Raw genomic sequence first — 16,113 nt, 5'->3', positions numbered from 1 at the left:
AATCCTGAAGATTAGGGATCAGTACACCCTAGTCGTCAGCCGCGAAAAGCGGAGCCATTATTTTTGCAGGGAATGAACGGTCATGCGTTGCGGCGGCGACTATCGATCGCCACCGCACAAGGGCATCAGGCAGGGCGGACGCGCAGGGTCAGGCCCTTGAGGAAGTTACGCAGCAACTGGTCACCACACGGACGGTAGTTGGTGTGGCCGACCTTGCGGAACAGCGCGCTCAGTTCAGGTTTGGATACCGGAAACTCGGCGGCTTTGAGGATAGCGTGCATGTCGTCTTCTTTCAGCTCGAAGGCCACGCGCAGTTTTTTCAGGATGATGTTGTTGGTCACCGGCACTTCGATCGGTTGCGGCGGACGGCTTTCGTCCTTGCCGCGCTTGAAGATCACCAGGCCATCGAGGAAATGCGCGATGACTTCGTCCGGGCAGCGTACGAAGCCTTCTTCGTCTTCTTCTTTCTTGTCGAGCCAGGTGATGACATCGGCGAGCGTGACGTCCATGCCACCCAGTTTGATGATCTCGACAACTTTCTTGTCGCTGATGTCGAGCATGTAGCGCACGCTGCGCAGTACGTCGTTATGAACCATGTCGGTATTCCTGATGCGTTGTGGGCAGCGCTCGTAAGCACTGCCGAAATGTGTGGCGGCAGTGAAAGTTCTAGAACTTCTCTTTGCCGGACAGGTAGCGCCACTGGCCGAGCGGGACCTTGCCGATCGACACGCCGCCGATGCGGATGCGGCGGATGCCGATGACCTTCAGGCCGACCGCTTCGCAGAACTGCGCGATGATTCCCGGCTGCGGGTTTTTCATGGCGAAGCGCAGGCGGTTTTCGTTCTGCCAGCTGGCCTTGACCGGCGGCAGCTCCTTGCCCTTGTGCGTCAGGCCATGCTGCAAACGGTTGAGGCCGTGGGCGGCCATCTCACCTTCGACTTCGACGATGTATTCCTGCTCGATCTTCGCAGCGTCGGCGGTGAGCTTGCGCAGGATTTTCCAGTCCTGGGTGAACACCAGCAGGCCGCTGGCCTTGGGCTGCAGGTCGGCGCTGGCGCTCAGACGCAGGAAATGCCCGCGCAACGGACGCTTGCCGTAGCGATGCTCTTCGCTGAGAGTTTCGGCGCTGAGCGTTTGCATGGCGCTGTCGACATCCATGCCGGCGGGCGCGTTGAGCAGGATGGTCACCGGCTCCGGCGCAGTGGCCTTGGCGTCCTTGTCGAGCTCGACCTTTTGCTCGCCGACCTTGAATTGCGGCTCATCGATGACTTCGCCGTCCACGGTGACCCAGCCGCCCTCGATGAACAGCTCGGCCTCCCGGCGGGAGCAACCGACCAGTTCGATGAGGCGTTTGGAGAGGCGAATCGGGTCAGTCATGACGGGGCCGTAACAAAAAAGGGGTGGGCATTGTACCTGTGTGGAAGCGGTTAAGCCCGGTTCCATTTGCAGGCGCTGTATTCAATGTGGGAGCGAGCCTGCTCGCGAAGGCGTCCTGCCAGTCTATGTGTGCAGTGACTGGTACACCGCATTCGCGAGCAGGCTCGCTCCCACAGGGGTTTCATGGTGTGTCAGCCGTTGCTTGAGCGCTGTTGGGACTGCCGCAAGCGCATATGCAGCAGCGGATACGGCTGGCCCATGCCATCGACCTCGGAGCGGCCGATCACTTCAAATCCCTGCTTTTCATAAAAACCCAAGGCTTGCGGGTTCTGCTCATTGACGTCGAGTTCATCGGCGTTGAGCCGTTCGATCGCATAGCGCAGCAACTGCTTGCCCAAGCCTTGACCACGATGATCAGGATCGATGAACAACATTTCAATCTTGCCCGCCGCCACACCGGCAAACCCGGTGATGCGCTGCTGGCGATCCTTGGTGCAGATCAGCATGACCGCATCAAGATAGCGGGTGAGCACCAGATTGCGCAGCAGCTCGATGTAGCTGTCCGGCAGGAACTGGTGAGTCGCACGGACCGAGGCCTCCCAGACCCGGGTCAGTTCTTCGTAATCGCTGATTTTCGGTGTGTGAATGACCGAATGCTGACGCATGTGCGTGTGCCTCTTGTGCGGTTCAAGGGAGTCCGTCCCCCGCTAAACGATAGCCGCAAAAAAGCCCCGCATCTCGTAAAAGAGCGGGGCTTCTGGATACAGCGCTATTCACTTGTGGGAGCGAGCCTGCTCGCGAAAGCGTGTCAGGCAATATTTGCAGCGACTGACCCAGCGCATTCGCGAGCAGGCTCGCTCCCACAGGTATTTTGCGGTGTTTAGATCTGCTCAGCCCACAAATCATACTCGTCGGCGTCAGTCACCTTGCACCAGACCTTGTCGCCCGGCTTCAGGTTGCTGCCATTGTCGATAAACACGTTGCCATCGATTTCCGGGGCGTCGAAGAAGCAGCGGCCAACCGCGCCTTGTTCGTCAACCTCGTCCACCAGCACTTCGATCTCACGACCGATGCGCATTTGCAGGCGTGCCGAGCTGATCGCCTGCTGGTGCGCCATGAAGCGCTCCCAACGATCCTGCTTGACGTCGTCCGGTACCACTTCCAGATCCAGATCATTCGCTGGTGCGCCGTCAACCGGCGAGTACTGGAAGCAGCCGACGCGGTCGAGCTGGGCTTCGGTCAGCCAGTTGAGCAAGTACTGGAAGTCTTCTTCGGTTTCGCCCGGGAAGCCGACGATGAAGGTCGAACGGATGATCAGGTCCGGGCAGATTTCGCGCCAGTTCTTGATGCGCGCCAGAGTCTTGTCTTCGAACGCCGGGCGTTTCATCGACTTCAGGACTTTCGGGCTGGCGTGCTGGAACGGGATGTCCAGGTACGGCAGGATCTTGCCGGCGGCCATCAGTGGAATCAGCTCGTCGACGTGCGGGTACGGATAAACGTAGTGCAGGCGGACCCAGACGCCCAGGGTGCTCAGTGCTTCGCAAAGCTCGGTCATGCGGGTTTTCACCGGCGCGCCGTTCCAGAAACCGGTGCGATATTTCACATCAACGCCGTAGGCGCTAGTGTCTTGCGAAATGACCAGCAACTCTTTAACGCCGGATTTGACCAGGCGCTGCGCCTCGTCGAGCACATCGCCAACCGGACGGCTGACCAGTTTGCCGCGCATCGATGGGATGATGCAGAACGAGCAGCTGTGGTTGCAGCCTTCGGAAATCTTCAAATACGCGTAGTGGCGCGGGGTCAGCTTGATGCCTTGCGGTGGCACCAGATCGATCAGCGGGTTGTGATCCTGACGCGGCGGCACCACTTCGTGCACGGCGTTGACTACTTGCTCGTACTGCTGCGGACCGGTCACGGCCAGCACGCTCGGGTGCACGTCGCGGATGTTGCCTTCTTCCACGCCCATGCAACCGGTGACGATGACCTTGCCGTTTTCCTTGATCGCTTCGCCGATCACTTCCAGCGACTCGGCCTTGGCCGAATCGATGAAGCCGCAGGTGTTGACCACCACGACGTCAGCGTCCTGATAGGTGGACACCACGTCATAGCCTTCCATGCGCAGCTGGGTCAGGATGCGCTCGGAGTCGACCAGTGCTTTCGGGCAACCCAGAGATACAAAGCCAACCTTTGGATTGGCCGGCGCAGGAGTGGTGGACATGTCTAACCTCGGTGTTTTGTGACGTCGCTGGCCACGCGCGGCAGCTGACGGATGGGCGCTTGAGATGCGCCTCTGATCAAAAAGTGCGCAATTCTAGCGGCGGGCAACGCACTTGACCAGCTTTATACGGGGAAATACGACGAGTGCTGCGCTATGCTTCGCGCCGTTGAGCTTTACCGATTTCGTGCAGTCAATCATTGGTCTGTAACAACAGGTAAAACAGCGCATGCTGCAACTCAAAGCATAGTGCTTCCTTTAAAGAAGCCGGTATCGAGATCAGGAGTGTTGGATGGGTCAGGCAAGTAGTCATGCGGCGGGCGCCGAGGGTTCGGCAAGCAGACCGCTGAGCATGCTGGTCGCGGCAGTCGGGGTAGTTTATGGCGACATCGGCACAAGCCCGTTGTACACCCTCAAGGAAGTGTTTTCCGGCGGTTATGGTGTGCCGGTCAATCACGACGGCGTGCTGGGCATTCTGTCGTTGATCTTCTGGTCGCTGATCTGGGTGGTCTCGATCAAGTACATGATGTTCGTCCTGCGCGCCGACAACCAGGGCGAGGGCGGCATCATGGCCCTGACGGCACTGGCACGGCGGGCAGCGGCGGGGCGCAAGCGCCTGCGCACGCTGTTGGTGGTGTGCGGGCTGATCGGCGCGGCGCTGTTCTATGGCGACAGCATGATCACCCCGGCCATTTCGGTGCTGTCGGCGATCGAAGGCCTCGGCCTGGCGTTTGAAGGCATCGATCACTGGGTGGTGCCGCTGTCGCTGGTGGTGCTGGTCGCGCTGTTTCTGATCCAGCGCCACGGTACTGCGCGGATCGGTATTCTGTTCGGGCCGATCATGGTCACCTGGTTCCTCGTCCTCGGCGCCCTCGGTGTGTACGGCATCAGCCACACGCCGGAAGTGCTGCACGCGCTGAACCCGATGTGGGCGGTGAATTTTTTCGTCGTGCACCCGGGCATGGGCGTCGCAATTCTCGGCGCCGTGGTGCTGGCGCTTACCGGCGCGGAAGCGCTGTACGCCGACATGGGCCACTTCGGCCGCAAGCCGATTGCCCGCGCCTGGTTTCTGCTGGTGCTGCCGGCGCTGGTGCTCAACTACTTCGGCCAGGGCGCATTGCTGCTGGAAAACCCGGACGCCGCGCGCAATCCGTTCTACCTGCTGGCACCGAGCTGGGCGCTGATTCCGCTGGTCGGCCTGTCGACCCTGGCCACGGTGATTGCCTCGCAAGCGGTGATTTCCGGTGCGTTCTCCCTGACCCGTCAGGCGATTCAACTGGGTTACATACCGCGCATGTACATCCAGCACACCTCCAGCGACGAGCAGGGCCAGATCTACATCGGCGCGGTGAACTGGGCGCTGATGGTCGGTGTGGTCCTGTTGGTGCTGGGCTTCGAATCCTCCGGCGCCCTGGCCTCGGCCTACGGCGTGGCGGTGACCGGTACCATGCTGATGACCACCATTCTGGTGTCGGCGGTCATGCTGCTGCTGTGGAAATGGCCACCGATCCTCGCGGTGCCGGTGCTGCTCGGCTTCCTGTTGGTGGACGGTCTGTATTTCGCCGCCAACGTGCCGAAGATCGTCCAGGGCGGCGCGTTCCCGGTGATCGCCGGTATCGCCCTGTTCGTGCTGATGACCACCTGGAAGCGCGGCAAACAGCTGCTGGTCGAACGCCTCGACGAAGGCGCGCTGCCGCTGCCGATCTTCATCAGCAGCATCCGCGTGCAACCGCCGCATCGCGTGCAGGGCACCGCCGTGTTCCTCACCGCCCGCTCCGACGCCGTGCCGCATGCGCTGTTGCACAACCTGCTGCACAACCAGGTGCTGCATGAGCAAGTGGTGTTGCTGACGGTGGTCTACGAAGACATCCCGCGTGTGCCGCCATCGCGGCGCTTCGAGGTCGAAGCGCACGGAGAGGGTTTCTTCCGGGTGATCCTGCACTTCGGCTTCACCGACGAGCCGGACGTGCCGCAAGCGTTGAAGCTGTGTCATCTGGATGATCTGGACTTTAGCCCGATGCGCACCACCTACTTCCTTAGCCGGGAAACGGTGATTGCCTCGAAACTTGAGGGGATGGCGCGTTGGCGAGAGGCGCTGTTTGCGTTCATGTTGAAGAATGCCAATGGCAATTTGCGGTTCTTCAATCTGCCGTTGAACCGAGTGATCGAGTTGGGGACGCAGGTGGAGATGTAACTTCGCGTTATAGAAAGAGCCCCCGTCAGCCTTGTGGTTGGCGGGGGCTTTTTTGTCGGCGGCAACTTCAGATCAAAAGATCGCAGCCTTCGGCAGCTCCTACAGGTTTCGCATTCCATGTAGGAGCTGCCGAAGGCTGCGATCTTTTGATCTTCAAACCTCTACAAGCTTTCAGGCATCTCTGCTTCAGACTCGGTCTTCGTCCGCGCAGGTCGTGGGATCAGCGCTTGGATCACATCATCAATCAAGGCTTTGCCCATCACCGTCAGGTAATGCGCGGCCCAGGCATGGCGATCGGTGTCTTTGATGAAAGCAGCATCCTCGGCGAAGGATTTGGCGAGGGACAGCAGGTCGGAGGATTGGGACAAGGCATCGATGATCGGAATGCCGGAGCGGACGTTGAAGAACGCTTGATCCGCGTTGTAGAGGAAAGGGGTGAAGCTGATGGTTTTAGCGTTTGCAAGTCCGTGCAGATCAGTTTCGGTCATCGTGTTACTCCTTGGTTCGAAGTGCCGCGACTTTCGTTACCACGCGAAAGGGAGGCAACTGTACGCAGGGTGGTAAACCGGGAACCAAGGAAACCGGCACGCCCGAAAGCGTCCCACGCACAGCCGCCATAACTTGAGGAGCGCGCTGTTGCGATGGTTTCTCCGGGTTACCACACCCGATCGCTGAATGGGTCAGCGACGTCCCGGAGAGTATCCCGTCGAAAAACAGCGCAATAGAGCGGCACAGCGCCCCAACAAGAGTTTCGGAGTTTGCCTACAAGGTCTGTGGGCGTCATCTGATATTGCGAAACTGGAAGTAAACGATACTAAACGTCTGACACGAACACAGCCATGACGATATGCGGGCAAGGTATGCAGCGATTCGACCCAAGGGCTTGACGACCCGGCCTCGGCAGTGAGACAAGTGTCCACGTTTTATGGAATGTGGACACTTGAGGTTTTGAGCTAAATGAAGAGTCAAGACATTTTACTTTTGTTCAAGATGGCCAGTCTGCACGCTCAGGAAGAGAGCCTTTTGGGGGAGATGGAGGCCGAATCGAATTCGGACAGGGTCGAAGAGCTGCACAGGCCTTATGTCGTCAGCCCAATGACCGCAGGGGAGAGTGTGGGGAAGCCATTGGTCACCTACTCCACTGATGGGGAAGACACAATCTTCCAACACCGCGAACTCGATTCGCCTTTCGCTGATGGGCCAGGCTGGGAGGGGTGGGCGGAACCAGCATCTGATCCACCGCTGACAAGTTGGAGCGATCGGTACTCTCTGCGTGCGCTGTCTGCCTCTCTCGGACTGAGCAAAAGCGAAGTCTCAAATGCTCTCGCCCGATGCCGGGAATCCGGATTGCTCATCCATGACTACGACACCGGGCTTGCCAAAGTGCACCGCCGGGAACTGCTGAAAATTACCGAGTACGCGCTGAAGTACTTCTTCCCGGTCAAGCCTGGCGCGATGGTTCGTGGCATACCCACAGGCTTTGCGGCGCCTGCGCTGTCCAAAAGCATCAAGAGTGCGGGTGGTTTGATTCCGGTCTGGCCGGATGCGCAGGGAACCGAGCGAGGCCAAGCGATAGAGCCGCTTTACAAAACAGTGCCGGAAGCGGTGAAAAAAGACCGGATCCTTTACCACTATCTGGCGCTCGCTGATGCAATCCGTCTGGGTGGTCCGCGTGAGTGTGGTGTGGCAATCAGTATTCTGAAGGCAGGGATGGGGCTTAAATAACATGTCGTCAAACGCGGATCACAACTACGAACTTATTGAGTTCGTGGCTGAAGGCTTGGGCGAGGCGTTTCTCGCCGAAGTTGCTTTTGTTGGCGGTTGCACAACCGCCATGCTGATTACAGATACAGCCGTGCTGGACGACATTCGTTTCACTGATGACGTTGATTTAGTGATCGAGTTGGCCGGTATCAGCGCCTGGAACCAACTCACTGAACGGCTGGCTGCCAAGGGATTCAAGATCACCGGTGAGGACGAGGTCAATTGTCGTTTTCGCTTCAATGACGTTGTTGTGGATGTCATGCCTTCCGACCCTGCAGTACTCGGCTATGCCAACCGCTGGTTCGTCGAGGGGCTGGCGAGTGCGGATAAATTCACCTTGCCCAGCGGCACTGTCATCCAGATATTCCAGCCCACGTATTTTCTCGCGACGAAATTGGAAGCTTTCGCCGGTCGGGGAAATGGTGATCCTTATCACAAGGATGTCGAGGACATGATCATCTTGATCGATGGTCGGCCTGAGCTGTTGGAGGAGGTGGGCCAGGCCGACAGCGACCTTAAGGCGTTCGTCACAGATGGAATCCGCAAACTGATGGCGCTCGACGGGGTTGGCTATGTGATCGAAAGTTCAGGCTCGGTGCAGGCGAATCCAGGCAGAGGGCAGATTATTCACTGGCGTTTGAAAGCGCTGGCCAGCGCATGAGATACCACTCCCGATCAATCACTGGGCAAGCCAGCAGGGCAAATAATGACTATGCCGGAGCGACCTGTGAGGATGACGGTGGTTTTTTTGTTGTCGCGGATGGCACTTCCAGGCGCGGCAGTGGACAGCTGGCTGAAAGCTTCGTAAGCGGCATGTTGGCGGCTCATTCCACACGGATGGAGCAGGGGGCCTATCCTGCAGAACCCGAAGCAGTTGAGCGTCTATTGGGTTCAATACTGGCGGATTTTCATGCGTCGTTGCCTGCTGATCAGACGGGAGCCATCTGTTACCTGATTGGCTTGGTCGCTCATGACCGACTCACCATTGCATATGAGGGAGACTGTTCATGCGGGATTGTTACGCTGGCGGGAGCCATCGAGTGGATTACGCCACCTCACTGCAAGGCCAATTGGCGGCGCGACCGTTCGCACTGTGAGTTGGCGCGAGACCCCGCGCGAAATTCGGTAACACGATGCTTGAAGATCAATCGGGTTCCGAACCCTGACTTTGTTTGTTGTGCACTGAAGGCTGTTGAGCGCTTGGTATTTGTCACTGATGGCTTTTGGGCGGACTTGACGCAAGCCCAGCAAAGCATTTTGTTAGCGGCGCCGGATAGCGACTTTAGCGTTGGCGACGATGATGTCACGTGGATAGATGTTCAGCTTGGCCAGCGGGACTGACGAGTTGCCTGAATCCAGCGCAACCCCTTGTAGGGGCGAGCCTGCTCGCGAAGGCGTAGTGTCAGTCGACGAATCTGTAAACTGACCCACCGCATTCGCGAGCAGGCTCGCGCCCACAAGTAGATTTTGGTCGCGGCTGGAATGTAAAAAGCCCCCGTCACTGCGAAGTTGCGGGGGCTTTTTGTGGATGCGCTTCAGATCACTCTTCAGCCACCGAATCCTTGCTCTGGCGCTTCTGAATCAGCTCGACCAAGCGCTTGGCCAGCGCCGGGTAGTTTTCATCAAAGTGATGCCCGCCGGGCAGTTTCACCGCTTCACCAACAGCAGTCTTGTCCGTGCAGCCACTTTCATCCGTCTCTTCTTCACCATAGATGCACACAACCTTGGCCGCCGGCAGTTTGGCCATTTCCGGGCCGGTGGCGGCTTCTTTGCCGGCGTTACCCAACCAGCCTTCGACTTCGATTTCAAAGCTGCCGGTGCGGGCGAAGGCGAGCAGGATGATCGCGTCGACGCGTTGCTGTTCGTTCTCTGGCAGACGGTTGTAGATCGCTGGCAGAACGTCGGCACCGAACGAGTAGCCGGTGAGGATGAAGCGCTTGGTGCCCCATTTCTGCCGGTAGTGCTGCATCAGTTCGGTGAGGTCGAGTGCGCTTTGCTCCGGGCTCTTGTGCTGCCAGTAGTAGCGCAGGGTGTCGATGCCGACCACCGGGTAGCCGATCTTGGCCATTTCCCCGGCCACGTCGCGGTCGAGGTCACGCCAGCCGCCGTCGCCGGAGAGGAACAGGGTAACGGTGTCGTTGGCCTGACCGGCCGGCACTTCCACGACCGGGATCGCCAGGCCGCCGTTGGCCTTGTCGCCACCGACGAGGATTTTGCGCAGTTCGTTGTTCAGCACTTGCGGCAGGTTGATGTCGTAGTCGCTGATGCTGGTTTCGGCGTTCGGCTGATCGCGCACGAAGCCTGCGCTGGCGTCGTCCGGGTTGTCGTTCCACGCCACCAGCCAGTGGCCGTGGGCGGCGGATTTTGGCAACAGGTGGGTGCAGCCGGGCTTTTCCAGGGCCAAGTCGACGGAGACGGCCTGGGCCTTGTCGTCTTTCTGTTCCGCCAGCCAGCGCCACGCCAGCACAGCGCCTGGGCCGATGCCGCTGACCAGAGTGGCCGGGCCATTCAGTTCACGCAGGCCCGATTGCAGGGCGCGGCTTTGCAGCAGGCAGTCCTTCGGCAGAATCACCTGAACGATCTGCGCCGAGGCGCTGCGGCTGAGGGTGGTCAGTTGTTTCTCGGAGAGCTTCTGTTCGTCGGTGACGGCGACCAGCACCTGAGCCTTCGGCTTGCTGCCGGGGATGACGCGGGTCATGACTGTGCCATCGGCGGGTTTCAGTTGTTCGACGGTCGGTTCCGGTGCCGGACGTTTGAGGTACCAGTAACCGCCGCCGGCAATCACGGCCAGCACCAGCAGGGCGGCCAGGATGTACTTCAGGGAGCGTTGAATCATCAGCGTTTCACCAATCCAGTCAAGCCGCCCGCGATCAGGGCGGCAGTGTCGGCCAGCGCCACGAGCGGATCGAGTCCGGCGGGCACGGCCATATAACGGGGTTCCCAGTCAGGCTGGAACTTGTCTTTGAAGCGGCGCAAGCCTTGGAAGTTGTACAGCTGCTCACCACGGCGGAAGACCATCGAGCCCAGGCGCTGGGTCAGCGGTGCGCCGCGCCGGGGTTGCAGCCCCGACAACGGCACCATGCCCAGGCTGAAGCGCGCGTATCCGTGACTCTTATAGTGTTGAATCAGGCCGACCATCATGAATTCCATGGTCAGCTTGGGCGCTTCCGGGTGCGCGCGCATCAGGTCGAGACTGGCCAGATCGTGGCTGTAAGTCTCGAGCAGATTGGCGAACGCCACCGGGCGGCCTTCGAAGCGAATCACCGCAATGCGGAAATGCTTCAGGTAATCGTCGCTGAAACGGCCGAGGGAGAAGCCTTTCTCGCGCACGTTCTTGCCGGTCAGCCAGGCATCGGAAATCACCTTCAGCTCGTCCATCGGCGCCTGGCCCGGCTCATGGATTTCCAGCGACAGACCATCGCGGGTGCCACGGTTCCAGGTGTAGCGCAGGTCCTTCATCTCTTTGCCCTTGGCTTCCAGATCGAAGCGCAGCAGATCGACCCGGGCTTCTTCGCCAAGCTTGATCGCAGTCAGGCCGATGTCCATGTAGTACGGCAGGTTCTCCGCGCGCACTTGATAGAACACGGGGCGGGTGTGATGAATGTCGCAGAGGTCGCGGAACTGCCAGATCATTTCCGCACGTTGCTGGCTCGGCCCGATCGGGTCGTACAGCGCCACCAGACTGCGGCCACGGCGGGCGTACATCAGGAACGCCTCATCGTTGGGATGAAACAGCAACGCCTTGTCACCGGTCAGCGCGAGGCCGCCGTCGGGTTGCGACGAGGCCATGAGGATTTTCGCCGCGCGATCCAGTTCGTCCGGCGTCGGCAAATGAATCACCGGGCGCGCGGTGCGCAGCAACCAGGTCAGCGAGATGATCACCAGCAACACCGCCGCACCGAGCAGCGAGCGCAGGCCACGCGGAGCGTCAGCATCAAGGGTGAACTGCCACCACAGCTGATGGCTGTAGGGTACGTCCTGATAGGCAAACAGCAGCAACCAGGCCGAAGCGCCCAGCACGCAGAGACTGGCGACCAGATACAGCGGCGAAAACGGCAGTTCGGTCAAACGGCTCGGGCGATAGAAGGAGCGCCTGAACACGCCGAGCAGCGCGGCCGTAAACGTCATCAGCGTGGCTTCTTCCCAGTCGAAGCCTTTGAGCAGGGAGAGCAGGGCACCGACCAGCAGCAGAATGACGGTCAGCATCCACGCCGCCGACAGGCGTCGGCGCAGACCTTGGGCGAGCAACAGACACAAAACGCCAATCAGGCTGGCGCCGAAGTGCGAGGCATCGACCAGACGATGCGGGATCAGAAAACCGATGTGCTCCAGGCGCGTGTCGATTTCCGGGGTGGCGCCGGAAAACAGCAGCACCACGCCAGACAGGAACACCAACACCGCCAGCACCGGCGCGGCCAGACCGGACGCGGCGCGCATGGTCTGGGATTGAAACAGGCGCTGGCCTTCGTTGATCAGCAGCAATACGCAAGCGACCAGCAGCGGCAGCACCACGTAGATCAGGCGATACAGCAGCAGTGCGGCTGCCAGTGGGGCGGCGCCGAGCTTGTCGGCAAACGCGGCGAGCAGTATCGCCTCGAATACGCCGACGCCTCCCGGCACATGACTAAGGACACCGGCGGCGAGGGCCAGCAGGTACACCAGCAGGAACGGCGCAAACGGCGGCGCTTCCGGCAGCAACAAATACAGAACGGTGGCGGCAGCCGCGACATCGAGGGCGGTGATCACCAGTTGCAGCAAGGTCAGGCGTCGACCCGGCAGGCGCAATGTCCGCCGCCCAGCACGGACCAGCAGATTGTCGGGGTAGGGTTGTTCCGGCAGACGACGGCGATAGATGCCGATCGCCAGCACTGCACCGAGGATCAGTACGGCAGCGGCGACGGAGTCGAGCAAGACTTCGGACAGTCCCAGCGCTTGCGAGGCGGCGGGCAGGTTGCTCAGGGTGGCCAGCGCTGCCAGTGGCGGCAAGGCGCAGCCCAGCGAGAGGCTGGCAAATAGCGTCATGTGCGCAACTTCCGACGCACCGACGCCCAGTCGCGCATATAAACGATAACGAACCGAGCCGCCGGACAGCAGCGACAGACCAATGGCATTGCCAATCGCAAATGCAGTGAAGCCGCCGAGCGCGAGGGTGCGCGGCGGCAGTTTCACGCCAGCGTAGCGGCTGGCCGACCATTCATAGCCGAGCAGAATGATGAAACCGACCACGGTCGCGCCAATGGCGCCAAGCAGGGCGGGCTTCGGCACGTCAAGAATCGAGTCATGCAATGCGTCGAGATCAAGCTCGGCGAGCAGATGGCGGCAGGCAATCAGGGCAATGGCAAACAGCAGCAACGTGACGGCCAGACCGATCGGCTGACGGTATTTGCTTAATCGATCCAGCCAGCGCAAACGCTCGGGTTTGATCGGTTGTTCTGCTGTAACGGTGTCTTGTGGATCAGACGAGTTGGCGCGCATCAATCACCTCTTGGATTGTGCGCGACAGGATGGAGGTATCCAGCCAAGTTACCAATCCCTGTAGAAAAAAATAATCACAAAATACTACGCCTCTCGTCGGGCATCGGCGAGGGCAGTTCCTGGATTGCAGAAACCCTGTCTGCGACTCAAGCATAGTCGCAAGTCAGTGGTTCTGATGATCCCCAGCGGTTCACTGCACAGTGACAGATCATTGTTGCGAAAGGACTTTTTCAACAGATACAAAAAAGGCCACTCTTTCGAGTAGCCTTTTTTGATGTTTGGTTGCGGGAGCCGGATTTGAACCGACGACCTTCGGGTTATGAGCCCGACGAGCTACCAGACTGCTCCATCCCGCGTCTGTGTGGCGGCATTCTACAGGCGAACGACGAGGTGTCAACCGCTAATCCCGGAATGGGCCAAATAACTGCGAAATCGCGGCAAACGGTCGCAGGTGATGCGTAAGTTTCGGAAATGCAACGAATTGCCGTTTCGCTAGCGATTGAGCAGGGCGCCCGTTTGCAATACAGACGCGCACAAAAAAGGCCACTCTTTCGAGTAGCCTTTTTTGATGTTTGGTTGCGGGAGCCGGATTTGAACCGACGACCTTCGGGTTATGAGCCCGACGAGCTACCAGACTGCTCCATCCCGCGTCTGTGTGGCGGCATTCTACAGAGGTTCGCCAGTGTGTCAACCGTCGATCTGGATAAATCTGTTGAGGTTCAAGCGCTTAGCGTCTTTTCGCGGCGGTTGGCCGGCGCGCAGGGCAGGTAGCTCAAGGCTTTCAGCTCTATTGCACCTTGATCTGTGATTGAAAAAATAAATTCAGCGGAAATCTCCTACGGTCGGAAAAGAACATTCAACCACTGGTGCTATATACAGGTGCCAATGAGATACTGCCGCTCCGGCTTGCCACGTTGTCTTTTTCCGACATGACCCAGCGAAAAATCATCCACATCGACTGTGACTGTTTCTACGCCGCCATCGAGATGCGCGATGATCCGCGTCTGGCCGGCAAGCCATTGGCGGTGGGTGGTTCGGCGGATCGACGCGGGGTGATCGCCACCTGCAATTACGAAGCGCGCGCCTATGGTGTGCGCTCGGCAATGGCTTCCGGGCATGCATTAAAGCTGTGCCCGGACCTGACCATCGTCAAGCCGCGTATGGAGGCTTATCGCGAAGCTTCGAAAGAAATTCATACGATCTTTGCCGACTACACCGACCTGATCGAGCCGCTTTCGCTGGACGAGGCCTATCTCGATGTGTCGGACAGCGCGCACTTCGGCGGCAGCGCCACGCGCATCGCTCAGGACATTCGTCGCCGGGTCTCCAATCAGTTGCACATCACCGTTTCCGCTGGCGTTGCGCCAAACAAGTTTCTGGCGAAGATCGCCAGCGACTGGAAAAAACCCAACGGTTTGTTCGTGATCACCCCGGATCAGGTCGAGGAGTTCGTCAGTGGTCTGCCGGTGAGCAAGCTGCACGGCGTCGGCAAGGTCACCGCCGACAAGCTCGGCAAGCTTGGCATCGTTGACTGCCAGCACCTGCGCGAGTGGGGCAGGCTGGCGCTGGTGCGCGAATTCGGCAGTTTCGGCGAGCGCTTGTGGAATCTCGCCCGTGGAATCGATGACCGGCTGGTGCACAACGACAGCCGGCGTCAGTCGATCAGCGTGGAAAACACCTACGACGTCGATCTGCCGGACTTGCGCAGCTGCCTGGACAAATTGCCCGAGTTGCTCGACACCTTGAAAAACCGCATGGCCCGAATCGACAGCAGTTATCGACCGGGCAAGCCGTTCGTCAAAGTCAAATTTCATGATTTCACCCAGACCACGCTGGAACAGGCCGGGGCAGGGCGTGACCTGGGCAGTTACCAGTTGATGCTGACGCAGGCGTTCAATCGCGGCGGCAAACCGGTGCGGCTGTTGGGGGTGGGAGTGAGACTGGAGGATTTGCGCGGCGGGTTTGAGCAGATGGAGTTGTTTGAGCGGTAGATTCGCGGCGTATTCAGATAGTCATCGCGGGCAAGCCCGCTCCCACATTGATCGATGGTGAAACACATATTGTGTGAACACCCATAAACCCTGTGGGAGCGGGCTTGCCCGCGATGCCTTTAGCTTTTAATTCGGTCCCGGATCAGCCACTAAGCGCCCGGCATCCTTGGCCAGAGACTTGAGAAACTCAGTCTGCAACTCAGGATCATTGCGGGTCAGTTCGATCAGGCTTTGTTCCAGTTCGCTGGCTTCTTCTTCCAGGCCCAGCTCCGACAGGCGTTTGACCCGGTGTACCCACTGGCTCACCTCATCATCTTCCAGGTCGTCATAAATCAGCCCGTGCGCCTCGATCAACTTGCCGCGCAGGTGGCCGCTGAGCATCAGGGTCGAGTCGGTATGCACGTCGTCCTTGGCGTCTTCGACACTGATCTGCAAGCGGCCAACATGGTTGAGGTCATGTTCGGCGAAAGGGCTATCGAGCAGATTCAAGCGCAGCACGCCGTTGCGGTCGGTAGTCATGTCGAAGGTCTGCTTGCCGGCCTTGACCTGCACCGGTCGTTCGCTCCACGGCAGGCTCGAATACTCCGTGCGCTTGTCGCGCTGGACTTCGTCGATGCCCGCGAGGTTCTGCTGCGCGCGACCGTTGGACTGCACGTTCATGAACGGGTTGAGCCCGGCGAAACCGTAGCTCAGCCAATCCTTGGTGACGCTGTCCGGCAGGTTACCGAGAGCGAACACGTTGACCACGTTCGCACCGACACCACCGACCACGGCCACCGCGCCCAGCGGAATCTCGTAGACTTCGCGCCAGGGTTGGTAAGGCGTGTAGCGGTCGTAACGACGGGTGACCTCGAACTCGGTGACTTCGAAAGTCTTCTGCTCGTTGATCTTCACGCGTCGCTGCGGCAGCTCGAGCACCTTGGGCTCGCCGACATCGATCTGCAGGCTGTGATCGAGCAGTTTTCGCTCGACCCGCTCTTCGTGCTCGCTGCGTTGCGACATGTGATTGGCGCAGCCGCTGACCAGCAGGGCGCCGCACAGGGCGGCGCCACCGAGGCCTAAGGTGTTTCGCTTGAACATGACGTCTCTATCTGGTT

Annotated in this window: 13 protein-coding genes and 2 tRNA genes; 5 read left to right on the top strand and 10 right to left on the bottom strand. The window is 59.6% G+C overall.

Annotation, left to right across the window (positions count from 1 at the left end; all coding sequences use genetic code 11):
- Positions 1–125: 125 nt before the first annotated feature.
- The 4 genes from AB4N47_RS17260 to rimO form a co-directional block, all read right to left on the bottom strand.
- Positions 126–596, bottom strand: a complete 471-nt coding sequence (locus AB4N47_RS17260; RefSeq protein ID WP_056783315.1) for a YehS family protein — start codon at positions 594–596, stop codon at positions 126–128.
- A gap of 70 nt (positions 597–666) precedes the next feature.
- Positions 667–1,377, bottom strand: coding sequence for an rRNA pseudouridine synthase (locus AB4N47_RS17255; RefSeq protein WP_341638613.1), 711 nt, complete (start codon positions 1,375–1,377; stop codon positions 667–669).
- A 191-nt stretch (positions 1,378–1,568) separates the two neighbouring features.
- Positions 1,569–2,042, bottom strand: a complete 474-nt coding sequence (locus AB4N47_RS17250; protein ID WP_073475936.1) for a GNAT family N-acetyltransferase — start codon at positions 2,040–2,042, stop codon at positions 1,569–1,571.
- A gap of 215 nt (positions 2,043–2,257) precedes the next feature.
- Positions 2,258–3,595, bottom strand: a complete 1,338-nt coding sequence (gene rimO, locus AB4N47_RS17245; RefSeq protein ID WP_024011887.1) for a 30S ribosomal protein S12 methylthiotransferase RimO — start codon at positions 3,593–3,595, stop codon at positions 2,258–2,260.
- Between the two features lie 349 nt (positions 3,596–3,944).
- Between rimO and AB4N47_RS17240 the strand changes: the two genes are divergently transcribed.
- Complete coding sequence (locus AB4N47_RS17240) at positions 3,945–5,786, top strand: potassium transporter Kup (RefSeq protein WP_371699263.1); 1,842 nt, start codon at positions 3,945–3,947, stop codon at positions 5,784–5,786.
- A gap of 161 nt (positions 5,787–5,947) precedes the next feature.
- On the opposite strand, the gene AB4N47_RS17235 is transcribed toward AB4N47_RS17240, so the two are convergent.
- Positions 5,948–6,274, bottom strand: coding sequence for a DUF3077 domain-containing protein (locus tag AB4N47_RS17235; protein WP_460154293.1), 327 nt, complete (start codon positions 6,272–6,274; stop codon positions 5,948–5,950).
- A 469-nt stretch (positions 6,275–6,743) separates the two neighbouring features.
- Between AB4N47_RS17235 and AB4N47_RS17230 the strand changes: the two genes are divergently transcribed.
- From AB4N47_RS17230 to AB4N47_RS17220, 3 genes are read left to right on the top strand one after another with little or no spacing between them, the layout of a single operon-like run.
- Positions 6,744–7,511 carry a MarR family transcriptional regulator gene (locus AB4N47_RS17230; RefSeq protein ID WP_341638615.1) on the top strand — a complete coding sequence of 256 codons (768 nt, stop codon included), beginning with the start codon at positions 6,744–6,746 and terminating at the stop codon, positions 7,509–7,511.
- 1 nt (position 7,512) lies between these two features.
- The gene (locus tag AB4N47_RS17225; protein ID WP_341638616.1) at positions 7,513–8,211 is read left to right on the top strand and encodes a nucleotidyl transferase AbiEii/AbiGii toxin family protein; all 699 of its coding nucleotides are present in this window, start codon (positions 7,513–7,515) and stop codon (positions 8,209–8,211) included.
- The gene (locus AB4N47_RS17220) at positions 8,208–8,891 is read left to right on the top strand and encodes a serine/threonine protein phosphatase (RefSeq protein ID WP_341638617.1); all 684 of its coding nucleotides are present in this window, start codon (positions 8,208–8,210) and stop codon (positions 8,889–8,891) included. Before AB4N47_RS17225 ends, AB4N47_RS17220 begins: the two co-directional genes overlap by 4 nt.
- A 199-nt stretch (positions 8,892–9,090) precedes the next feature.
- On the opposite strand, the gene AB4N47_RS17215 is transcribed toward AB4N47_RS17220, so the two are convergent.
- The 4 genes from AB4N47_RS17215 to AB4N47_RS17200 form a co-directional block, all read right to left on the bottom strand.
- Complete coding sequence (locus tag AB4N47_RS17215; RefSeq protein WP_217864209.1) at positions 9,091–10,386, bottom strand: virulence factor family protein; 1,296 nt, start codon at positions 10,384–10,386, stop codon at positions 9,091–9,093.
- Positions 10,386–13,025, bottom strand: a complete 2,640-nt coding sequence (mprF, locus tag AB4N47_RS17210; RefSeq protein ID WP_341638618.1) for a bifunctional lysylphosphatidylglycerol flippase/synthetase MprF — start codon at positions 13,023–13,025, stop codon at positions 10,386–10,388. Before mprF ends, AB4N47_RS17215 begins: the two co-directional genes overlap by 1 nt.
- A 279-nt stretch (positions 13,026–13,304) precedes the next feature.
- Positions 13,305–13,381 (bottom strand) — tRNA-Met (locus tag AB4N47_RS17205).
- A gap of 217 nt (positions 13,382–13,598) precedes the next feature.
- Positions 13,599–13,675: transfer RNA gene (locus AB4N47_RS17200), tRNA-Met, on the bottom strand.
- A 279-nt stretch (positions 13,676–13,954) separates the two neighbouring features.
- Here AB4N47_RS17200 and dinB point away from each other — a divergent pair.
- Positions 13,955–15,016 (top strand): DNA polymerase IV, encoded by a 1,062-nt coding sequence (gene dinB / locus AB4N47_RS17195; RefSeq protein WP_071174711.1) that lies wholly within the window; start codon positions 13,955–13,957, stop codon positions 15,014–15,016.
- Between the two features lie 126 nt (positions 15,017–15,142).
- Here the strand turns inward: dinB and AB4N47_RS17190 are convergent, their stop codons facing one another.
- Positions 15,143–16,096, bottom strand: a complete 954-nt coding sequence (locus tag AB4N47_RS17190) for a hypothetical protein (RefSeq protein ID WP_073475925.1) — start codon at positions 16,094–16,096, stop codon at positions 15,143–15,145.
- Between the last annotated feature and the right edge of the window lie 17 nt (positions 16,097–16,113).

Source organism: Pseudomonas sp. S3_G06 (assembly GCF_054667565.1).
This window is presented reverse-complemented; position numbering and strand designations above follow the sequence as displayed.

Excerpts from the sequence above, each read along its gene's own strand:
- AB4N47_RS17260 (WP_056783315.1), bottom strand. The coding sequence starts at position 596 with ATGGTTCATAACGACGTACTGCGCAGCGTGCGCTACATGCTCGACATC.
- AB4N47_RS17255 (WP_341638613.1), bottom strand. The coding sequence starts at position 1,377 with ATGACTGACCCGATTCGCCTCTCCAAACGCCTCATCGAACTGGTCGGT.
- AB4N47_RS17250 (WP_073475936.1), bottom strand. The coding sequence starts at position 2,042 with ATGCGTCAGCATTCGGTCATTCACACACCGAAAATCAGCGATTACGAA.
- rimO (WP_024011887.1), bottom strand. The coding sequence starts at position 3,595 with ATGTCCACCACTCCTGCGCCGGCCAATCCAAAGGTTGGCTTTGTATCT.
- AB4N47_RS17240 (WP_371699263.1), top strand. The coding sequence starts at position 3,945 with ATGCTGGTCGCGGCAGTCGGGGTAGTTTATGGCGACATCGGCACAAGC.
- AB4N47_RS17235 (WP_460154293.1), bottom strand. The coding sequence starts at position 6,274 with ATGACCGAAACTGATCTGCACGGACTTGCAAACGCTAAAACCATCAGC.
- AB4N47_RS17230 (WP_341638615.1), top strand. The coding sequence starts at position 6,744 with ATGAAGAGTCAAGACATTTTACTTTTGTTCAAGATGGCCAGTCTGCAC.
- AB4N47_RS17225 (WP_341638616.1), top strand. The coding sequence starts at position 7,513 with ATGTCGTCAAACGCGGATCACAACTACGAACTTATTGAGTTCGTGGCT.
- AB4N47_RS17220 (WP_341638617.1), top strand. The coding sequence starts at position 8,208 with ATGAGATACCACTCCCGATCAATCACTGGGCAAGCCAGCAGGGCAAAT.
- AB4N47_RS17215 (WP_217864209.1), bottom strand. The coding sequence starts at position 10,386 with ATGATTCAACGCTCCCTGAAGTACATCCTGGCCGCCCTGCTGGTGCTG.
- mprF (WP_341638618.1), bottom strand. The coding sequence starts at position 13,025 with ATGCGCGCCAACTCGTCTGATCCACAAGACACCGTTACAGCAGAACAA.
- dinB (WP_071174711.1), top strand. The coding sequence starts at position 13,955 with ATGACCCAGCGAAAAATCATCCACATCGACTGTGACTGTTTCTACGCC.
- AB4N47_RS17190 (WP_073475925.1), bottom strand. The coding sequence starts at position 16,096 with ATGTTCAAGCGAAACACCTTAGGCCTCGGTGGCGCCGCCCTGTGCGGC.